The organism is Micromonospora sp. RHAY321, from assembly GCF_023896955.1.
Classification (GTDB): domain Bacteria; phylum Actinomycetota; class Actinomycetes; order Mycobacteriales; family Micromonosporaceae; genus Micromonospora.
In genome coordinates this window covers 186,973-201,852 of record NZ_JAMHIW010000006.1, presented here as the reverse complement: position 1 = coordinate 201,852, position 14,880 = coordinate 186,973, and the positions used below count along the sequence as shown (strand labels likewise).

The window sequence follows — 14,880 nt, the reverse complement described above, 5'->3', positions numbered from 1 at the left end:
GTACGCCCGGTCATGCCAGCTCCTCCCGAATCCTGATCCGGCTGCCGACCAGGCGCGGGTCGCGCTGCTCGATCGCCGGCTCCCGGGTGCGTCGCCAGTCGGTCAGTGCGGTGCGGATGACAACCCGCGCCGGCCGATCCGGGTCGACGTGCCGGAAGATGAACGACGTGGTCACGATGGCGAGCGCGATCTCCCAGGCGGGGAACAGCTCGACATTCAGCGTGAACAGCCAGTGGATGAACATGTAGAGGGGGACGAGCAGCATGAAGAGCCCGTACTGGGCGTACGGCAGATGGACCGGAAGGGTGTAACCGGGCGGCCCGAGGTAGACCAGGCGGGCCCGGTAGATGTCGTCGTCGGTGCGCAGCCGCATCTGATGACCGCGCCTATTCGAAGATCAGGTCGATCAGGTAATCGCCGACGAAGAAGAGTGTGGCCGCGCCGGCGATGAAGGCCAGCCCGACGATGGCGATGGCGGAGCTGGTCAGGACCTTGGAGATCTCGCCCCGGCTGGCTCGGCCGATGAAGATGACGCCCAGGACGGCCAGCAGGATCGGCGCGATCTTGCTGGCGAAGAAGGTGACCACACTGTTGGTGTCGATCCCCTTCGGTGCCGGCTCGGCGAGTGGAGCCGACGCCAGGGTGGAGAGCGCGTGGGCGACGCCGGACGACGCCGTCTCCATGAGCTCGAAGGCGATCACTGGAACCTCCCCATAGCGCGGCCGGCGGTGCCGCGGCGGTGCATTAGGCAAGCCTGGCGGGAAATGTGCTCGCAGGGCGCAGCGTTCTCGACCCTGCGTTCGTTACTCACCACGGAGAGTGGCGAGCTTTGGGCGGATTTTCCCCGCTTCGGCCCTCCCTCCACGCTTCGCCATCTCGATGCTGGCCAATTCCAAAGCGTACGGGCCGCCCCGGATTGCGACAAGCCGTGACGGGACTGCCCGATCGTGCCCGGACGACCGATCGTACACCTGTTCCAATGTGCACGTCAGAGGTGGTGAGGCGAGGGCCGACCCGGGTCGGTGGGCGCCGTCGCCGCGACCGGTACCGTCTAGTCGTGACCGATCTGGTACGGGCTCCGGGCCCGGTGGTGATGGGCGTCCTCAACGTCACGCCGGACTCCTTCTCCGACGGCGGACGGTACGCCGACCTCGACGCTGCCGTCGGACATGGCGTCCGTCTGCGCGACGCCGGGGCGCACCTGGTGGACGTCGGCGGCGAGTCGACCCGTCCGGGCGCCGAGCGGATCGACTCGGAAACCGAGGCCGACCGTGTGTTGCCGGTCATCCGGGAGCTGACCGCCGCCGGGGTTCGGGTCAGCATCGACACCAGCCGGGCACGGGTCGCCGAGGCCGCCCTGGGCGCTGGCGCTGCGGTGGTCAACGACGTCTCCGGTGGGCTGGCCGACCCGGACATGGCCCGGGTGGTCCGCGACGCCGGCTGTCCCTGGGTGCTGATGCACTGGCGGGGTCACTCCCGGCAGATGCGCGAGCTGGCCAGCTACACCGACGTGGTGGCCGACGTCCGGGCCGAGCTGGCACAGCGGATCGACGCGGCGCTGGCCGCCGGTGTGGCGGCCGACCGCATCATCGTCGACCCCGGCCTCGGTTTCGCCAAGACGGCCGCACACAACTGGGAACTCAGCGCCCGCCTGCCGGAGCTGCTGGACCTGGGGTACCCGCTGCTCTTCGGGGCCAGCCGCAAGTCCTATCTCGGACGGCTGCTCGCCGGCCCGGACGGCACGCCGCGGCCCACCGCGCAGCGGGAGGCGGCCACCGTCTCCACCAGCGTGCTGGCCGTGGCGGCAGGCGCCTGGGGGGTACGCGTGCACGACGTGCGCGCCACCGCCGACGCGCTCGCCGTGTGGGTCGCCACCGGGCGTCCGCGGCTGGCCCCGACGCGGGTCGGCCCGGGGCGGCCCGAATGACCGGCCCACGTCGGGTGCGCCCGACGGCTGCGGCAGCGACCGGTCGGGTGGCCGACCGGCGAGAGGGGATGCGATGACCGACCGGATCCAGCTCACCGGCCTGCGGGCCCGCGGCCGGCACGGGGTGTACGACTTCGAACGCGCCCAGGGGCAGGACTTCGTGGTCGACGCGACCCTCGAACTGGACCTCGCCCCGGCCGCCGCCAGCGACGACGTCACCGCCACCGTCCACTACGGCGAGTTGGCCGAACGCCTGGTCGCGGTGGTGACCGGTGAGCCGGTGAACCTGATCGAGACCCTCGCGGACCGGCTGCTCACGGTCTGCCTGGCCGACGAGCGGGTCGACACCGCCACGATCACCGTGCACAAGCCGGAGGCCCCGGTGCCGCACACGTTCACCGACGTCGCCGTCACCATGACCCGGGCGCGTGCCCGGTGACCAGGGCCGTGCTGTCGCTCGGCAGCAACCTGGGCGACCGGCTGGGCCATCTGCGCACGGCCGTCGCCACGCTCGGCGACAGCGTGCTGGTGCTGTCCGGGGTGTACGAGACTCCACCGTGGGGCGACGCCGACCAGCCCGCGTACCTCAACGCGGTGTTGCTGGCACAGGACGACGCCGCCGCCCCGCGCGACTGGCTGGAGCGGGCGCGGGCCGCGGAGCACGCTGCCGGCCGGGTCCGTGACCCACAGCGGCGGTTCGGGCCACGCACCCTCGACGTGGATGTGATCGCGGTCTGGGGTGACGACGACGAGCCGGTGCTCAGCGACGATCCCGAGCTGACCCTGCCGCACCCCCGGGCGCACCTGCGCGCCTTCGTGCTGCGGCCGTGGATCGACATCCAGCCGTACGGGCGGCTGCCCGGGCACGGCTGGCTGACCGACCTGCTCACCACCGGCCCGGCGGCCCAGGACGCGCTGGATCTGCGTCCCCGGCCGGAGTTGGCGTTAGAGTCGACGGCATGACCGAGCGGAGCCGGCCGGCATGACGCAGGCGAAGTCCCCACCACCGGGCGGGCCGGGCCCGGACCGGTCACGGATGGGCCCCACCCGCATCTCCACTCTGGTCGTGGCCGCCCTGGCCGCGGCGGCGGTGGCGTGGCTGCTGATCAGCACCCTCTACTACAGCGGCATCCCCCGGCTGCCCTGGCTGCCGGTGGTGACGCTGGCCGGGCTCGCCGTGCTGGAGGGGTACGCGGCGGTCAACACGCGGGGCCGCATCGAGCGCAAGCCCGGCCGGGATCCGGTGAACCCGCTGATGGTGGCCCGGTTCGTGGTGCTCGCCAAGGCGTCGGCGCTGGCCGCGTCCATCTTCGCCGGCTTCTACGCGGGGCTCACCGGCTGGCTCTTCGTCGAGACCACCCGGGCCGCCACGGAGGATCGTCCGGCCGCCGGCGCTGGCCTGCTCGCCTCACTGGCGCTGGTCGGCGCCGCACTCTGGCTGGAGCGTTCCTGCCGGGTGCCGGAGCGCCCGGACGACGAGCGCGAGCCCGACCAGCGGGAGAGCCGCCCCGGCCAGCGCTGAGCAGGGGGTTACGCCCGGCTCCGGGCGCGGGTACGGTGCCTGCGACCGGAGAGCAACGGCCGCCCCCGGTCCGTCCGCGCGCGGGACCGGGGAGGGCCGGCCAGCGGGGAGGCAGCGTCATGGCGTACGAAGAAACGGGCCGGGACCGGTCGGCGGAGCCCTCGTCCGGGGTGCCCGCCGCCGTTCTGGAGAACGTCTTCGACGACCCCACCCACGGCGAGCCCGGCCGGGACCGGGTCGGCGTGCACGTGTTCTGGGAGATCCTGCTGCTGGTCGGTCTCGCCGTCCTGGGCTGGCTGCTCTGGCGGGCCGACCCGGCCGCGCTGCGCGGCGCGGGCCTGCGCACGCTGCTGGTCGGTGCGGTCGGGCTGGGGTTGCTCGCTCTCGCCGCCGGGCTGAGCCTGCGCACCGCCGCCCCGAACCTGGCCGTCGGGCCGATCGCGGTCGCCGCCGCACTGCACTACGCGGAGCAGGGCGACCAGGGCCTGCGGGATTCCGTGGGCCCGGCCATCGCGGTCGCCGCGCTGGGCGGGCTGGCGCTGGCGCTGGCCGTGGTGGTGCTGCACGTGCCCGGCTGGGCCGCCAGCCTGGCCGGCGCCGCCGGCGTGGTGGTGTACATCGAACGCCGGTCGGCGCCCGTGCTGGTGCAGGGCGACTACGACCCGGGGCGTAGCGCCGGCTACCTCTTCGCCGGGTTCGCGGCGGTCGCGGTCCTCGGAGGGCTGTTCGGCGCGATCCGGGCGATCCGTCGGCTGGTCGGCCGGTACCGGCCGGTCACGGATCCGGCCCGCCGCCGGGGAGTGGTGGCCGCCGTGGTCACCGCCGTCGCGCTGATCGGCTCGACCGTGCTGGCCGCTCTCGCCGGAGTGCTGCTCGCCGCCAACGGCCCCGGGCCGGTCGCGCCGACGTCCGGGCTGGACTGGACCGTGCTGGCGATCGGGGTGGCCCTGCTCGGCGGCACCAGCGCGTTCGGCCGCCGGGGCGGTGTGTTCGGGACCCTGCTGGCGGTCGGCCTGGTCGCCGTCTTCCAGGCGTACGCGCGGGCGCGCGGTTGGACGGTGGACACCTGGACGGTCGGCGGTGTGGCGCTCGGCGTCGGGCTGCTGGTCACCCGACTGGTCGAGACGTTCGGGCGGCCCCGGCCGGGCAGCACCGACAGGCCGGAACCGGTCGGCGACGGCACGATCAGCACGGGCTGGACCGTGCCGCTGTCGCAGCCGGTCGACAACTGGCCCCCTACGCTGCCGACGCCCGCCGCGCCCCAGCAGGTCGATCCGTGGCGGGATCCGCGCTGGGAGGACAGCCCGCGCCGGTGGGACGCCGATGACCGGTGAGCCGTGTCGCGTCCGCGAGCCGGAGCTGATCTCGACGGTTAGGCTCGGCGGCATGACCGACACACCTGCCGCCACCCCCGGCGGAGCCTCGTTCCAGGAGCTCGACCTGCTGTCCACCGAGGAGCTGCGGGAGCGGGCGTTCGCCCGGGCCCGGGAGCACCGCGACGTGGGCTTCTTCTGGTCGGTGCTGCGGCGTCTGCCGAACGCGGACGAGGCGACGGTCCTGGACGGCGCGCCCAACTCGATCGGCCCGACGATCGACGAGGCCGCCGCGCTGTGGCGGGAGCTGACGGGTCACGGTTACGAGGAGTCGGCGCCACTGCTGCGGGCAGCCTTCATCGACTACCTGCTGAAGCACTGAGCCGGTCGGGGCAGCCCAGGTTTGCCCGGTCGGCCGGGTCGGGCACTGGGCGGATCATGGCACTCTTCCACCGCACCGGCCCGGTCAGCCGCTACGGGACGGCCGCCGGCACCGGCGCCCTCGCCGTTCTGTTTCTGGTCGGCCTGTGTGGCAGCCCGCTGTACACCCGGTGGGCCGGCACCCAGACGGACCCGGAGTCGGGCGTCGCCTTCTACCTGCGGGTGCTCGCCTGGCCGGCCTGGCGGCTGGACGCGGACGGGCAGCCCGGCGGGTTGTTCGCCGCCGACGTGCGGGCGGTCCTGCTGGTGGTCCTCGCGGTGGCCCTGCTGTACCTGCTGCCCGCCGCCCAGGTGGCCCGGGTGCCCGGCTCGGTCAGCCAGTTCTTCTCCGGCTGGGCCGCGTACGTGCTGGCCGGCGGGCTGGCCGCCGTACTGGCGGCGCTACTTGGCCCGGAGCCGTCGCTGCTGGCGGCGTTGCGGGGGGCCAGCGAGGGCGCCGGCTACGGCTTCCTCTCCGGGTGGATCATCGGCACCGCCAGCCTCGGCGGCCGGGCGTGACCCGGCCGGACGCACCGGCCTGACCGCTCGGCCGGACACCGTGCAGGCCGCCCGAGCGGGGTCGGCCCGGTCAGTTCGCCGGGCGGCCGAGGTCGAGGAGGCGCTGTCGGCTGAGCGCTCCCACCGGCCGGCCCTCGTCGGTCACCACGAGCCGGTCCTGTCCCGAGGTGAGCAGCACCGCCAGCGCGTCGTACGCGGAACCGTCCAGTCCGACGGTGGGCAGGTCCGCCGCGGCGTCGCCGGGCACCGGGTCCAGCGCCTCCCGGTCCAGGGGGGTGACCGCAAGCCGGCGGATGCCCCGGTCGGCCCCGACGAACTCGCGTACGAACGGGGTGGCGGGGTCGCCGAGCAGGGCTGCCGGCGTGTCGTACTGCTCCAGGTGCCCGCCCTGCGAGAGCACGGCGATCCGGTCACCGAGCCGGACCGCCTCGTCGAGGTCGTGGGTGACCAGCACGATCGTCTTGCGGACCTCGGCCTGGAGGCGGAGGAACTCCTCCTGAAGACGGGCCCGGACGATCGGGTCGACGGCCGAGAACGGCTCGTCCATCAGCAGCACCACCGGGTCGGCGGCGAGGGCGCGGGCCACCCCGACGCGCTGCCGCTGCCCGCCCGACAGCTCGTGCGGGTAGCGGCGGCCGAACTGGGCGGGGTCGAGGCCGACCAGGTCGAGCAGTTCGTCGACCCGGGTCCGGATCTGACTGCGGGACCAGCCGAGCAGCCCGGGCACCGTGGCCACGTTCGCCCGGACGGTCTGGTGTGGAAAGAGCCCCACGTTCTGGATCACGTAGCCGATCCGTCGGCGCAACCGCACCGGGTCGACGTCGGTGACGTCCTCGTCGCCGAGCATGATCCGCCCGGCGGTGGGCTCGATGAGCCGGTTGATCATGCGGAGCACGGTCGACTTGCCGCAGCCGGACGGCCCGATCAGCACCACCAGCTCGCCGGCCTTGACCTCCAGACTGAGGTCCCGGACGGCCTCGGTGCCGTTCGGGTAGCGCTTCTGGATGCCCTGCAGGGAGATCGACGCGGCGCGAGCGCTCTCGGCCACGCCGGAGGCCTCCGGGGTAACGTCCACGTATGTCCTTCCGCCTGAGCTACCGGGCCGACCCGGGAAACCCCTGGTTCTCCTGGCAGTACGTGCGGGACAACTCTGACACGATCCTCGCCGCCGTGCGTGAACACGCCTCCCTCACCGGGCGCGCGGTGCTGATCGCGGCACTGGTCGCTCTGCCGTTGTCCGTGGTCGCGTACTGGTTCCGCCCGCTGGCCGGCCCGATCCTCGGCGTCACCGGCGTGATCTACACCATCCCGTCGCTGGCCCTGTTCGCGTTCATCGCGCCATACCTGGGCACCGGTGCCACCACCGTGCTGGTCGGACTGGTCCTGTACGCGCTGCTGCTGATCGTCCGCAACGTGGTGGCCGGGCTCAACCAGGTGCCGCCGGAGGTCAGTGAGGCCGCCGAGGGCATGGGCTACGGGCGGTGGGGACGACTGTTCCGGATCGACCTGCCGTTGGCGATCCCGGGCATCCTGACCGGGCTGCGACTGGCCACCGTGTCGACGGTGGCGCTGGTCACCGTGGGGGTGCTGGTCGGGCACGGCGGTCTCGGGCAGCTGATCTTCGCGGGGTTCCAGAACAACCTCTACAAGGCGGAGATCATGACCGGCACCGTGCTCTGTGTGGCGCTCGCCGTGCTGCTGGACCTGCTGCTGGTCCTGGTCGGCCGCCTGATCACCCCCTGGGCCGCGCGGGGCGCCCGGTGAGCGCCGCGGCGAGCCCCGTGCACCAGGCGGTGCTGTGGCTCAACGACCCACTGAACTGGACCAACCCCGGCGGGATCCTGGACCGCCTCGGCGAGCACCTGGCGATCTCCGCCGCCGCGGTGGCCCTCGGCTGCCTGGTGGCCTGGCCGCTCGGGCTCTGGCTGGGGCACACCGGGCGCGGCGGTGGCCTGGTGGTGCTGGTGTCCAACGCCACCCTGGCCATCCCCACGCTCGCGCTGTTGACCATCCTGCCGCTGACCTTCCTCGGCTTCGGCCGCACGCCGGTGGTGGTGGCGCTGGCCGTCTTCGCCATTCCGCCGCTGCTGGCCAACGCGTACCTCGGCGTACGCCAGGTCGACCCGGAGGCGCGCGACGCGGCTCGCGGGATGGGCCTGTCCGGCGGGCAGTTGCTGCGTCGGGTGGAGTTGCCGCTCGCCGTGCCCTACCTGGCCGCCGGTTTCCGGACCGCCGCCGTGCAGGTGATCGCCACCACAGCGCTGGCGTCGTTCGTCAACGGTGGGGGCCTCGGCGAGATCATCCGCACCGGGTTCGGGCTGAGCATCGCGGCCGGTGGGGGTCAGATCGTGGCCGGCGGCCTGCTGGTGGCCGGTCTCGCGCTTCTGGCCGAGGTGCTCCTCAGCGGCCTCGAACGCCTGGTCACCCCCCGTCCGCTGCGGCGCGTACGGCAGGGCGCGGCGCGACCCCGACCCGCCGACGCCACCGGCCGCGCCTGACCCACCCGGGCACGTCCCGACGGGGTGATCCGTCCGGGTGAGCGATCGTCGAACCACCGACCGGCGGCGGGCCGGCCGGTGACGATGCGGTGACGAAGCCCTCCCAAGGTTGTCGGTCGGTTGCGGACGATGTTGGGTGGACATTCGCGGGCGACCGACAGCCAGGTTCGCCCGTCGGACACGCGGCCGGCCCGGGACGGGTCGCGCCGGGACACGGAAGGCGGGCACATGCGCGCACGTACACGTCTGGCGTTCGGGGCGGTCGGCGCCGTCGCCGCGGCGGCGCTCCTCACCGGGTGCGGCGACGCCGGCTCGTCCGGCACCGACGCACCGCAGCAGGGCGCCTCCGGCGCCGGTTGCGCCCCGGTCGCCGGGCAGCAGCTCATCGCACTGCAGGACGACAAGAAGCTCCAGAACTCCGACAACGTCATTCCGGCGGTCAACAGCAAGGCGGCCAACCCGCAGCTGATCGCCGCGCTGGACAAGGTTTCGGCGGCGCTCGACACGCCGAAGCTGATCCAGCTCAACAAGGCCGTCAACGACGACCGCAAGACCCCCAAGGTGGCGGCCGAGGAGTTCGCCTCCGCCAACAACATCACCGCGGGCATCGCCAAGGGCCCGGGCGGCGAGATCGTGGTGGGTGCCGGCAACTTCGCCGAGAGCCAGACGTTGGGCGAGCTGTACCGGATCGCGCTCACCGCCGCCGGCTACCAGGTCAAGGTGCAGCAGATCGGCAACCGCGAGCTGTACGAGCCGGCGCTGGAGAAGGGCGAGGTCCAGGTCGTCCCGGAGTACGCGGCGACGATGGCGGAGTTCCTCAACACGAAGGCCAAGGGTCCCAACGCCCAGCCGGTCTCCTCGCCCGACATCAACACCACGGTGACCGCACTCAAGGCGGAGGGTGACAAGGTGGGCATCACCTTCGGCACCCCGGCTGCCGCGCAGGACCAGAACGCCTTCGCGGTCACGCAGGCCTTCGCCGACAAGTACGGCGTGCGGACCCTCTCCGAGCTGGCCGCGAAGTGCTCCGGCAACGCGACAGTGCTGGGTGGTCCGCCGGAGTGCCAGCAGCGGCCGTTCTGCAAGCCGGGCCTGGAGAAGACGTACGGCCTCTCGGTGGGGTCGTTCTCCTCGCTCGACCAGGGCGGTCCGCTGACCAAGAACGGGCTGCGCACCGGTTCCATCAGCGTCGGCCTGATCTTCTCCTCGGACGGCGCCTTCGCCACCAGCTGAGCCACCTCGTGGCGTGCTGACGACGCCCTCGCCCCACCCGGGGCGGGGGCGTCCGCGCGTGCCGGGGACCCGTTCCCTCGGGTGGGGATCGTCGGTAGGCTGCACAGCCATGCCAGCCCCGGTCACTCCCGACGCCCGGCGTCAACCGCCGCTGCTGACCATGCTCTTCTGGGCCGGCGTGGGCCTCGCTCCGGTGGCGGCGCTGATCCTGCTGGTCGCCGACGGCAACGGGCCGCTGCGCTTCGCGGCGGTGCTCGCCATCGTGGCGGTGGTGCTGATCGGCCTCTCCATCGCGCTGCGGCCCGACGGTGCCTCGGCGCAGGCCGACGAGCTGCTGGACGAGATCGAGGAACTGCGCCGGGAGCTGCGCACCGAGATCGTGGCCGCCGCGCAGCGCGGTAACCAGGCACTCGACCAGGCGCAGCGGGCACAGGAGGGCCTCGCCGCGGTCCGTCGCCGCCTCGACGCCAGCGGTGCGGCTCTCGCCGGTGCCGCCGCCTCCGTCGACCCGGCGGGTGCCGGCCGGGCACGGGTGCCGGCCGCCGAGCCGGTCGAGGCCGCTCCGGCCGCCCGCAGTCGGGTGCCGGTGCCCGGTGACACCCCGGCCGGTCGGGCCCGGATGGCAGCCCCCGACGCCGTCCCCGGTTGGGGCCGCCCCGAGCGTGCCGACGACGAGCCTGCGTACCCGCGACCGGCCGCCGACGTCGCCGCCGAGCCTCCGGTCAGCGCCGGGCCGTACGGTGCCGAGCCGCCCACGGCCGGCGGGGTGTACGGCGCGCAGCGAGCCACCGGGTACGGCTCGGCGCCCCGCCCTCGTGACCAGGACCGTTCCGAGCCGGCGCACCGGCCGGTCGGTGTGGTCCGGCACACCGAGACCGTGCACGTGACCACCCGGCACACGGTGGTGGACGGCGGTCCGGCCGAGCCCGGTGGGCGGTACGGCGGTGGCTACGGAGGCCAGTGGACCGCGCCGGCGCGGGAGTGGACCCGGGGCGGCGGCGCGGACGAGCGTTCCCGGCCGGCGGACCGCTCGTGGGGTGAGCCCGAGGAGCGTCCCCGGTCCGGTCACGGCGACGACCGTGCCCAACCCGCCGACGGGCCCGGCTGGACGGCCCGCCGCGACGAGCCGGAGTGGCCCGATCCCCGCGACGCGCACGACGAGCCCGACGAACCCGGCTGGGATGCCGGACCGCAGCACGCTCCGGAGCGGTCGCACCCTGCTGCCTGGGCGAACCCGGACGACCGTCACGACGACCGCGGCTGGTCGGAGCAGCGTGCGCCGGACCGGGCGGCGGCACCCCAGCCCGGGCCGCCCCTGCGGGCGGACGACACCGGCGAGTACTGGTCGCAGCTGCGGGCCGGTGACCGGTGGGCGGCCGTCCGGGACGACGAGCACGGCCGTGAGCTGCGCGTCGGTGAGCGCCGGGCCGAGGTGCAGGCGGACGCCACCGGCACCGAGTACCGGGTGGCCGACCGCTGGGCGTCCGTCCGGCAGGAGGAGCCCCGTCGGCACGAGGAGCCCCGCCGGCACGAGGGAGCACGCCGGCACGAGGACGCGCGTCGCTACGACGAGCCGCACCGCTACGACGAGCCGCACCGCTACGACGAGCGCGAGCCGTACCCCCGGGACGAGCCGGCGCGCCGGCACGACCGCGACGGCGGCTGGCGGGCCGAGCCGGAGGACCGGCCGGCGCTGCCGGCCGGCGGCGTGCCGGTGCCCGACGAGTGGCGCCCACCGCGCCAGCGCGGCCACCAGGCGGACCCCGCACCGGAGCGGGCCGGCCGGCGCCGCGTCGAGGAGCGGTACGGCTATCCGCCGCAGGACGACGTGCCGCGCGCCGGCGGCGCCCCGGTCACCGACCGCTGGCGCTGAGCCAGGGCCGGGCTCGGGTCACTTGTCGATGTCCCCGACCACGAAGAACATCGAGCCGAGGATGGCGATCAGGTTCGGCACCAGGCAGCCGGGGAGCAGGGTGGCCAGCGCCTGCACGTTGGCGTACGAGGCGGTGCGCAACTTCAACCGCCAGGGCGTCTTCTCGCCCCGGGACACCAGGTAGTAGCCGTTGATGCCGAGCGGGTTCTCCGTCCAGGCGTAGGTGTGCCCCTCCGGCGCCTTGAGCACCTTGGGCAGGCGGGTGTTGATCGGCCCGGTCAGCCGGTCCACCCGGTTCAGGCACTGCTCGGCGAGGTCGAGTGAGGCGTACACCTGGTCGAGCAGCACCTCGAAGCGGGCGTGGCAGTCCCCGGCGGTCTTCGTCACCACCGGCACGTCCAGCTCGTCGTAGGCCAGGTAGGGGTCGTCGCGGCGCAGGTCCAGGTCGAGCCCGGAGGCCCGGGCCACCGGCCCGGACGCGCCGAACGCGGCGGCGTCGGCGGCGGAGAGCACGCCCACCCCCACGGTGCGGGCCAGGAAGATCTCGTTGCGCCGGATCAGGTGGTCCAGGTCGGGCAGTCGCCGTCGTACCTCGCCGATCGCCGCCCGGGCCCGGCCGGTCCAGCCGTACGGCACCTCCTCCTTGAGGCCGCCCACCCGGTTGAACATGTAGTGGATCCGGCCGCCGGAGACCTCCTCCATCACCGCCTGGATGGTCTCCCGTTCCCGGAAGGCGTAGAAGACAGGTGTGATCGCGCCGATCTCCAGCGGGTAGGAGCCGAGGAACATCAGGTGGTTGAGCACCCGGTTCAGCTCCGCGAGGGCCATCCGCAGCCAGGTGGCCCGCTCCGGCACCTCCATGCCCATCAGCCGCTCCACCGCGAGCACCACACCCAGCTCGTTGGAGAACGCCGACAGCCAGTCGTGCCGGTTGGCCAGCACGATGATCTGCCGGTAGTCGCGCACCTCGAAGAGCTTCTCCGCGCCCCGGTGCATGTAGCCGACGATCGGTTCGCAGGCGATGACCCGCTCGCCGTCGAGGACCAGCTTCAACCGCAGCACGCCGTGCGTGGAGGGGTGCTGCGGGCCGATGTTCAACACCATGTCGGTGCCGAGCTGCTGGTCGCCGGTGCCGGCGACCAGCCCGGCCCCGGTGCCGACGGTCAGTTCACGGAGGTCCCCGGCGTCGGTGGTCATGCCCGTCATCGTGCCACGGCCGGCCCGAGCGGGATGCCGACCGGTTGCCGCAGCCACCAGTGCCCGCCGAGCCCGGCCGGGTCGGTCAGCTCGGCCACCGCCGACGCGGCGGCCAGCGCCCGCACGTACCCCGCCGGGTCGGTGCCGGCCAGGCTCAGCGGCGGTCGGCCACCGTCGGCCCCGAGCGCCCGCAACGCCTCCCGCTGCGAGACCAGGGAGTACGCGCACCGGGCGACCGCCGCACCGGCGGAGGCGACCGAGTCCATGGCCACGTGCGCGGTCACATCACCCGACCCGTCGGGCACCGGAGGCACCTGCCGCCCACCCCGGTACCCGGTCAGCGTCCCGTCGACCGGCCTGCTCTCCCGCAGGTGCCCGTAGTCGACTGCCACCGCCAGGCCCCGCTCGATCTTCTGCACCGCGTTGGCCCACGCCTCATCTCTGCTTCGGCCGATCTCGGCTCGTGGGTGGTCGCCGTGGGGGGTTTCCGGGCAGCCTCGTGGGGCTGGGCCACCATGTCGTCAGCCAACCAAGATCAGCGGTGCTGACGGATTCCCCAAGGGTCTCCACCCCGCTGGTCGGCTCGACGAGCAGGTACCGCCAGCCGTCGTCGGTGTGCACCGCCACGTCCAGGGGCACGTTGTCCAACCACTCCGTAGCCAGGAGCACCCCGGTGATTCCGGCAGGGATCTCGGACACCCAGTCGATGTCCTCTGGCAGGTGTGCGGGGCGAGGTGCCAGCTCAACCGCCGTGAACCGCACCCGTTCCGCGACCGACGGACGAACCGGGACCGACGACGGCTCATCCCGCGACGGACGGGCGGCGGCCGTGGAGGTCAGGGTTTCCGGGGAGCCCGCCCGCGGAGGGATCAAGCCTGACCGCCCGGAGCGGGTGGACTCCCCGGAAACCCCCACCGCGACCCCGGCGGCGCCCTCGGACAGGACGAGCCTGAGCAGGGTCTGAAGGAGTTCCCCCCGACCGGCACCCACGTCGACCACGTCAAGTCGTGCGGGGTGGTCGAGGGCCGCGTCGACCTGCGTGATCAGGCGCAGCAGGGCGCTGGCGAAGGCAGGGGAGGCGTGCACGCTGGTCCGGAAGTGGTCGGCCGGCCCGGCACCGGCGACGAAGAAGCCGCCCGGCCCGTAGAGGGCCTGGCCCATCGCGTCCCGCCAGGAAACCGGCATCAGTTCGTCCCGTCTTCTGGGTGCGTCAACCGTGCCGACCCTACGGTCACCCACCCCCCTTCCTCGGGCCGTGAGCGTTTTCACACATGCTTGTCCCGGTTCGGCGGGCCGGGCGCATACTTGCGATCGACCGGTACCCCTTCTCGAGGACTGGATCGTCGTCATGAGCGCACCGCTGCGCCCGCGTCCGGCCGCCCAACTCGGGCCTGCCGCACCGCGGGATCGCGCCGTCATCGGCGCCCCGGCTGCCGCCACCTCCCGCCTGCTCACCGTCGGTGTCGTCGGCGCGGGCCGGGTCGGTGCCGTGTTGGGCGCCGCACTCGCCGCCGCCGGGCACCGGGTGGCCGCCGTCGCCGGCGGCTCCGGAGCCAGCCGCGCCCGGCTCGCCCTGCTGCTGCCCGACGTGCCCCGCCGTCCGGCCGTCGCCGTCGCACACGCCGCCGTCGACCTGCTGCTCATCGCGGTGCCGGACGACGCGCTGGCCGGAGTGGTCGCCGACCTCGCCGCTCGGGGCGCGCTGCGCCCGGGTCAGGTGGTCGCACACACCTCCGGCGCGCACGGGCTGTCGGTGCTGGAGCCGGCCGTCGCGGTCGGTGCCCGGCCGCTCGCCCTGCACCCCGCCATGACCTTCACCGGTACGCCGGACGACCTGGCCCGGCTCGCGGGCATCTCGTACGGGGTGACCGCCCCGGCGGAGCTGCGCCCGCTGGCCGCCCGGCTGGTGGCCGACCTCGGCGGAGTGCCCGAGTGGGTGGGTGAGGCGGACCGCCCGCTCTACCACGCCGCGCTGGCGCACGGCGCGAACCACCTGGTGACCCTGGTGAACGAGGCGGCCGACCGGCTGCGCGACGCGGGCGTGGCCCAGCCGGAGAAGGTGCTGGCCCCGCTGCTGCGGGCCGCCCTGGAGAACGCGCTGCGGCTCGGCGACGACGCGCTGACCGGCCCGGTCTCCCGCGGCGACGCGGGCACCGTCCAGCGGCACCTCACCCGGCTGGCCGAGACCGCGCCGGAGTCCGTGCCCGCCTACCTGGCGCTGGCCCGGCGTACCGCCGACCGGGCGATCGCCGCCGGCCGGCTCCGACCGGTGGACGCGCAGTCGCTGCTCGGCGTGCTGGCTGACAGCGGACGGGAGGTGGCGGCGTGAGCGCGAGGAGTGAGTCGATCCTGCGAGCCCCGCAGTCGCGAACCGAGGT

At 74.0% G+C, this 14,880-nt stretch carries 16 protein-coding genes and 1 pseudogene; 12 read left to right on the top strand and 5 right to left on the bottom strand.

Annotation, left to right across the window (positions count from 1 at the left end; translation table 11 throughout):
- Positions 1-10: 10 nt before the first annotated feature.
- Positions 11-373 (bottom strand): hypothetical protein, encoded by a 363-nt coding sequence (locus M8C17_RS16455; protein WP_252417346.1) that lies wholly within the window; start codon positions 371-373, stop codon positions 11-13.
- Positions 374-386: 13 nt separating this feature from the next.
- Entirely contained in the window at positions 387-701 is a 315-nt protein-coding gene (locus M8C17_RS16450; RefSeq protein WP_030327982.1) for a hypothetical protein, read from the bottom strand.
- A 356-nt stretch (positions 702-1,057) separates the two neighbouring features.
- Here M8C17_RS16450 and folP point away from each other — a divergent pair, with 356 nt between their 5' ends.
- The 7 genes from folP (at position 1,058) to M8C17_RS16415 (ending at position 5,701) form a co-directional block, all read left to right on the top strand.
- A complete protein-coding gene (gene folP, locus M8C17_RS16445) occupies positions 1,058-1,927 on the top strand; it encodes a dihydropteroate synthase (RefSeq protein ID WP_252417345.1) in 870 nt (289 codons plus the stop codon).
- 73 nt (positions 1,928-2,000) lie between these two features.
- Positions 2,001-2,366 (top strand): dihydroneopterin aldolase, encoded by a 366-nt coding sequence (gene folB, locus M8C17_RS16440; RefSeq protein ID WP_252417344.1) that lies wholly within the window; start codon positions 2,001-2,003, stop codon positions 2,364-2,366.
- Positions 2,363-2,890, top strand: coding sequence for a 2-amino-4-hydroxy-6-hydroxymethyldihydropteridine diphosphokinase (folK, locus tag M8C17_RS16435; RefSeq protein ID WP_252417343.1), 528 nt, complete (start codon positions 2,363-2,365; stop codon positions 2,888-2,890). The genes folB and folK overlap by 4 nt, the downstream gene beginning before the upstream one ends.
- Before the next feature lie 19 nt (positions 2,891-2,909).
- Positions 2,910-3,449: a DUF3180 domain-containing protein gene (locus tag M8C17_RS16430; protein WP_252417342.1), complete on the top strand. Its 540-nt coding sequence runs from the start codon at positions 2,910-2,912 to the stop codon at positions 3,447-3,449.
- 119 nt (positions 3,450-3,568) lie between these two features.
- Positions 3,569-4,783: an ABC transporter permease gene (locus M8C17_RS16425; protein WP_252417341.1), complete on the top strand. Its 1,215-nt coding sequence runs from the start codon at positions 3,569-3,571 to the stop codon at positions 4,781-4,783.
- 52 nt (positions 4,784-4,835) lie between these two features.
- Positions 4,836-5,144 (top strand): hypothetical protein, encoded by a 309-nt coding sequence (locus M8C17_RS16420; RefSeq protein WP_252417340.1) that lies wholly within the window; start codon positions 4,836-4,838, stop codon positions 5,142-5,144.
- Positions 5,145-5,200: 56 nt separating this feature from the next.
- Entirely contained in the window at positions 5,201-5,701 is a 501-nt protein-coding gene (locus M8C17_RS16415) for a hypothetical protein (protein ID WP_252417339.1), read from the top strand.
- A 70-nt stretch (positions 5,702-5,771) separates the two neighbouring features.
- On the opposite strand, the gene M8C17_RS16410 is transcribed toward M8C17_RS16415, so the two are convergent.
- Positions 5,772-6,776, bottom strand: a complete 1,005-nt coding sequence (locus M8C17_RS16410; RefSeq protein WP_252417338.1) for an ABC transporter ATP-binding protein — start codon at positions 6,774-6,776, stop codon at positions 5,772-5,774.
- Positions 6,777-6,778: 2 nt separating this feature from the next.
- Here M8C17_RS16410 and M8C17_RS16405 point away from each other — a divergent pair, with 2 nt between their 5' ends.
- The 4 genes from M8C17_RS16405 to M8C17_RS16390 all read left to right on the top strand — a co-directional run bounded on the left by M8C17_RS16405 (position 6,779) and on the right by M8C17_RS16390 (position 11,305).
- A complete protein-coding gene (locus M8C17_RS16405) occupies positions 6,779-7,465 on the top strand; it encodes an ABC transporter permease (RefSeq protein ID WP_252417337.1) in 687 nt (228 codons plus the stop codon).
- Entirely contained in the window at positions 7,462-8,199 is a 738-nt protein-coding gene (locus M8C17_RS16400; protein WP_252417336.1) for an ABC transporter permease, read from the top strand. The genes M8C17_RS16405 and M8C17_RS16400 overlap by 4 nt, the downstream gene beginning before the upstream one ends.
- Positions 8,200-8,427: 228 nt before the next feature.
- Positions 8,428-9,432, top strand: coding sequence for a glycine betaine ABC transporter substrate-binding protein (locus tag M8C17_RS16395; protein ID WP_252417335.1), 1,005 nt, complete (start codon positions 8,428-8,430; stop codon positions 9,430-9,432).
- A 109-nt stretch (positions 9,433-9,541) separates the two neighbouring features.
- Positions 9,542-11,305: a hypothetical protein gene (locus M8C17_RS16390; protein WP_252417333.1), complete on the top strand. Its 1,764-nt coding sequence runs from the start codon at positions 9,542-9,544 to the stop codon at positions 11,303-11,305.
- Positions 11,306-11,323: 18 nt separating this feature from the next.
- Here the strand turns inward: M8C17_RS16390 and M8C17_RS16385 are convergent, their stop codons facing one another.
- The gene (locus M8C17_RS16385) at positions 11,324-12,511 is read right to left on the bottom strand and encodes an NADH-quinone oxidoreductase subunit D (protein ID WP_252417332.1); all 1,188 of its coding nucleotides are present in this window, start codon (positions 12,509-12,511) and stop codon (positions 11,324-11,326) included.
- A pseudogene (locus M8C17_RS16380) lies at positions 12,508-13,687 on the bottom strand (SAM-dependent methyltransferase). Before M8C17_RS16380 ends, M8C17_RS16385 begins: the two are co-directional and overlap by 4 nt.
- Before the next feature lie 163 nt (positions 13,688-13,850).
- Between M8C17_RS16380 and M8C17_RS16375 the strand changes: the two are divergent.
- Complete coding sequence (locus tag M8C17_RS16375) at positions 13,851-14,831, top strand: Rossmann-like and DUF2520 domain-containing protein (RefSeq protein ID WP_252417331.1); 981 nt, start codon at positions 13,851-13,853, stop codon at positions 14,829-14,831.
- Positions 14,832-14,880 lie beyond the last annotated feature (49 nt).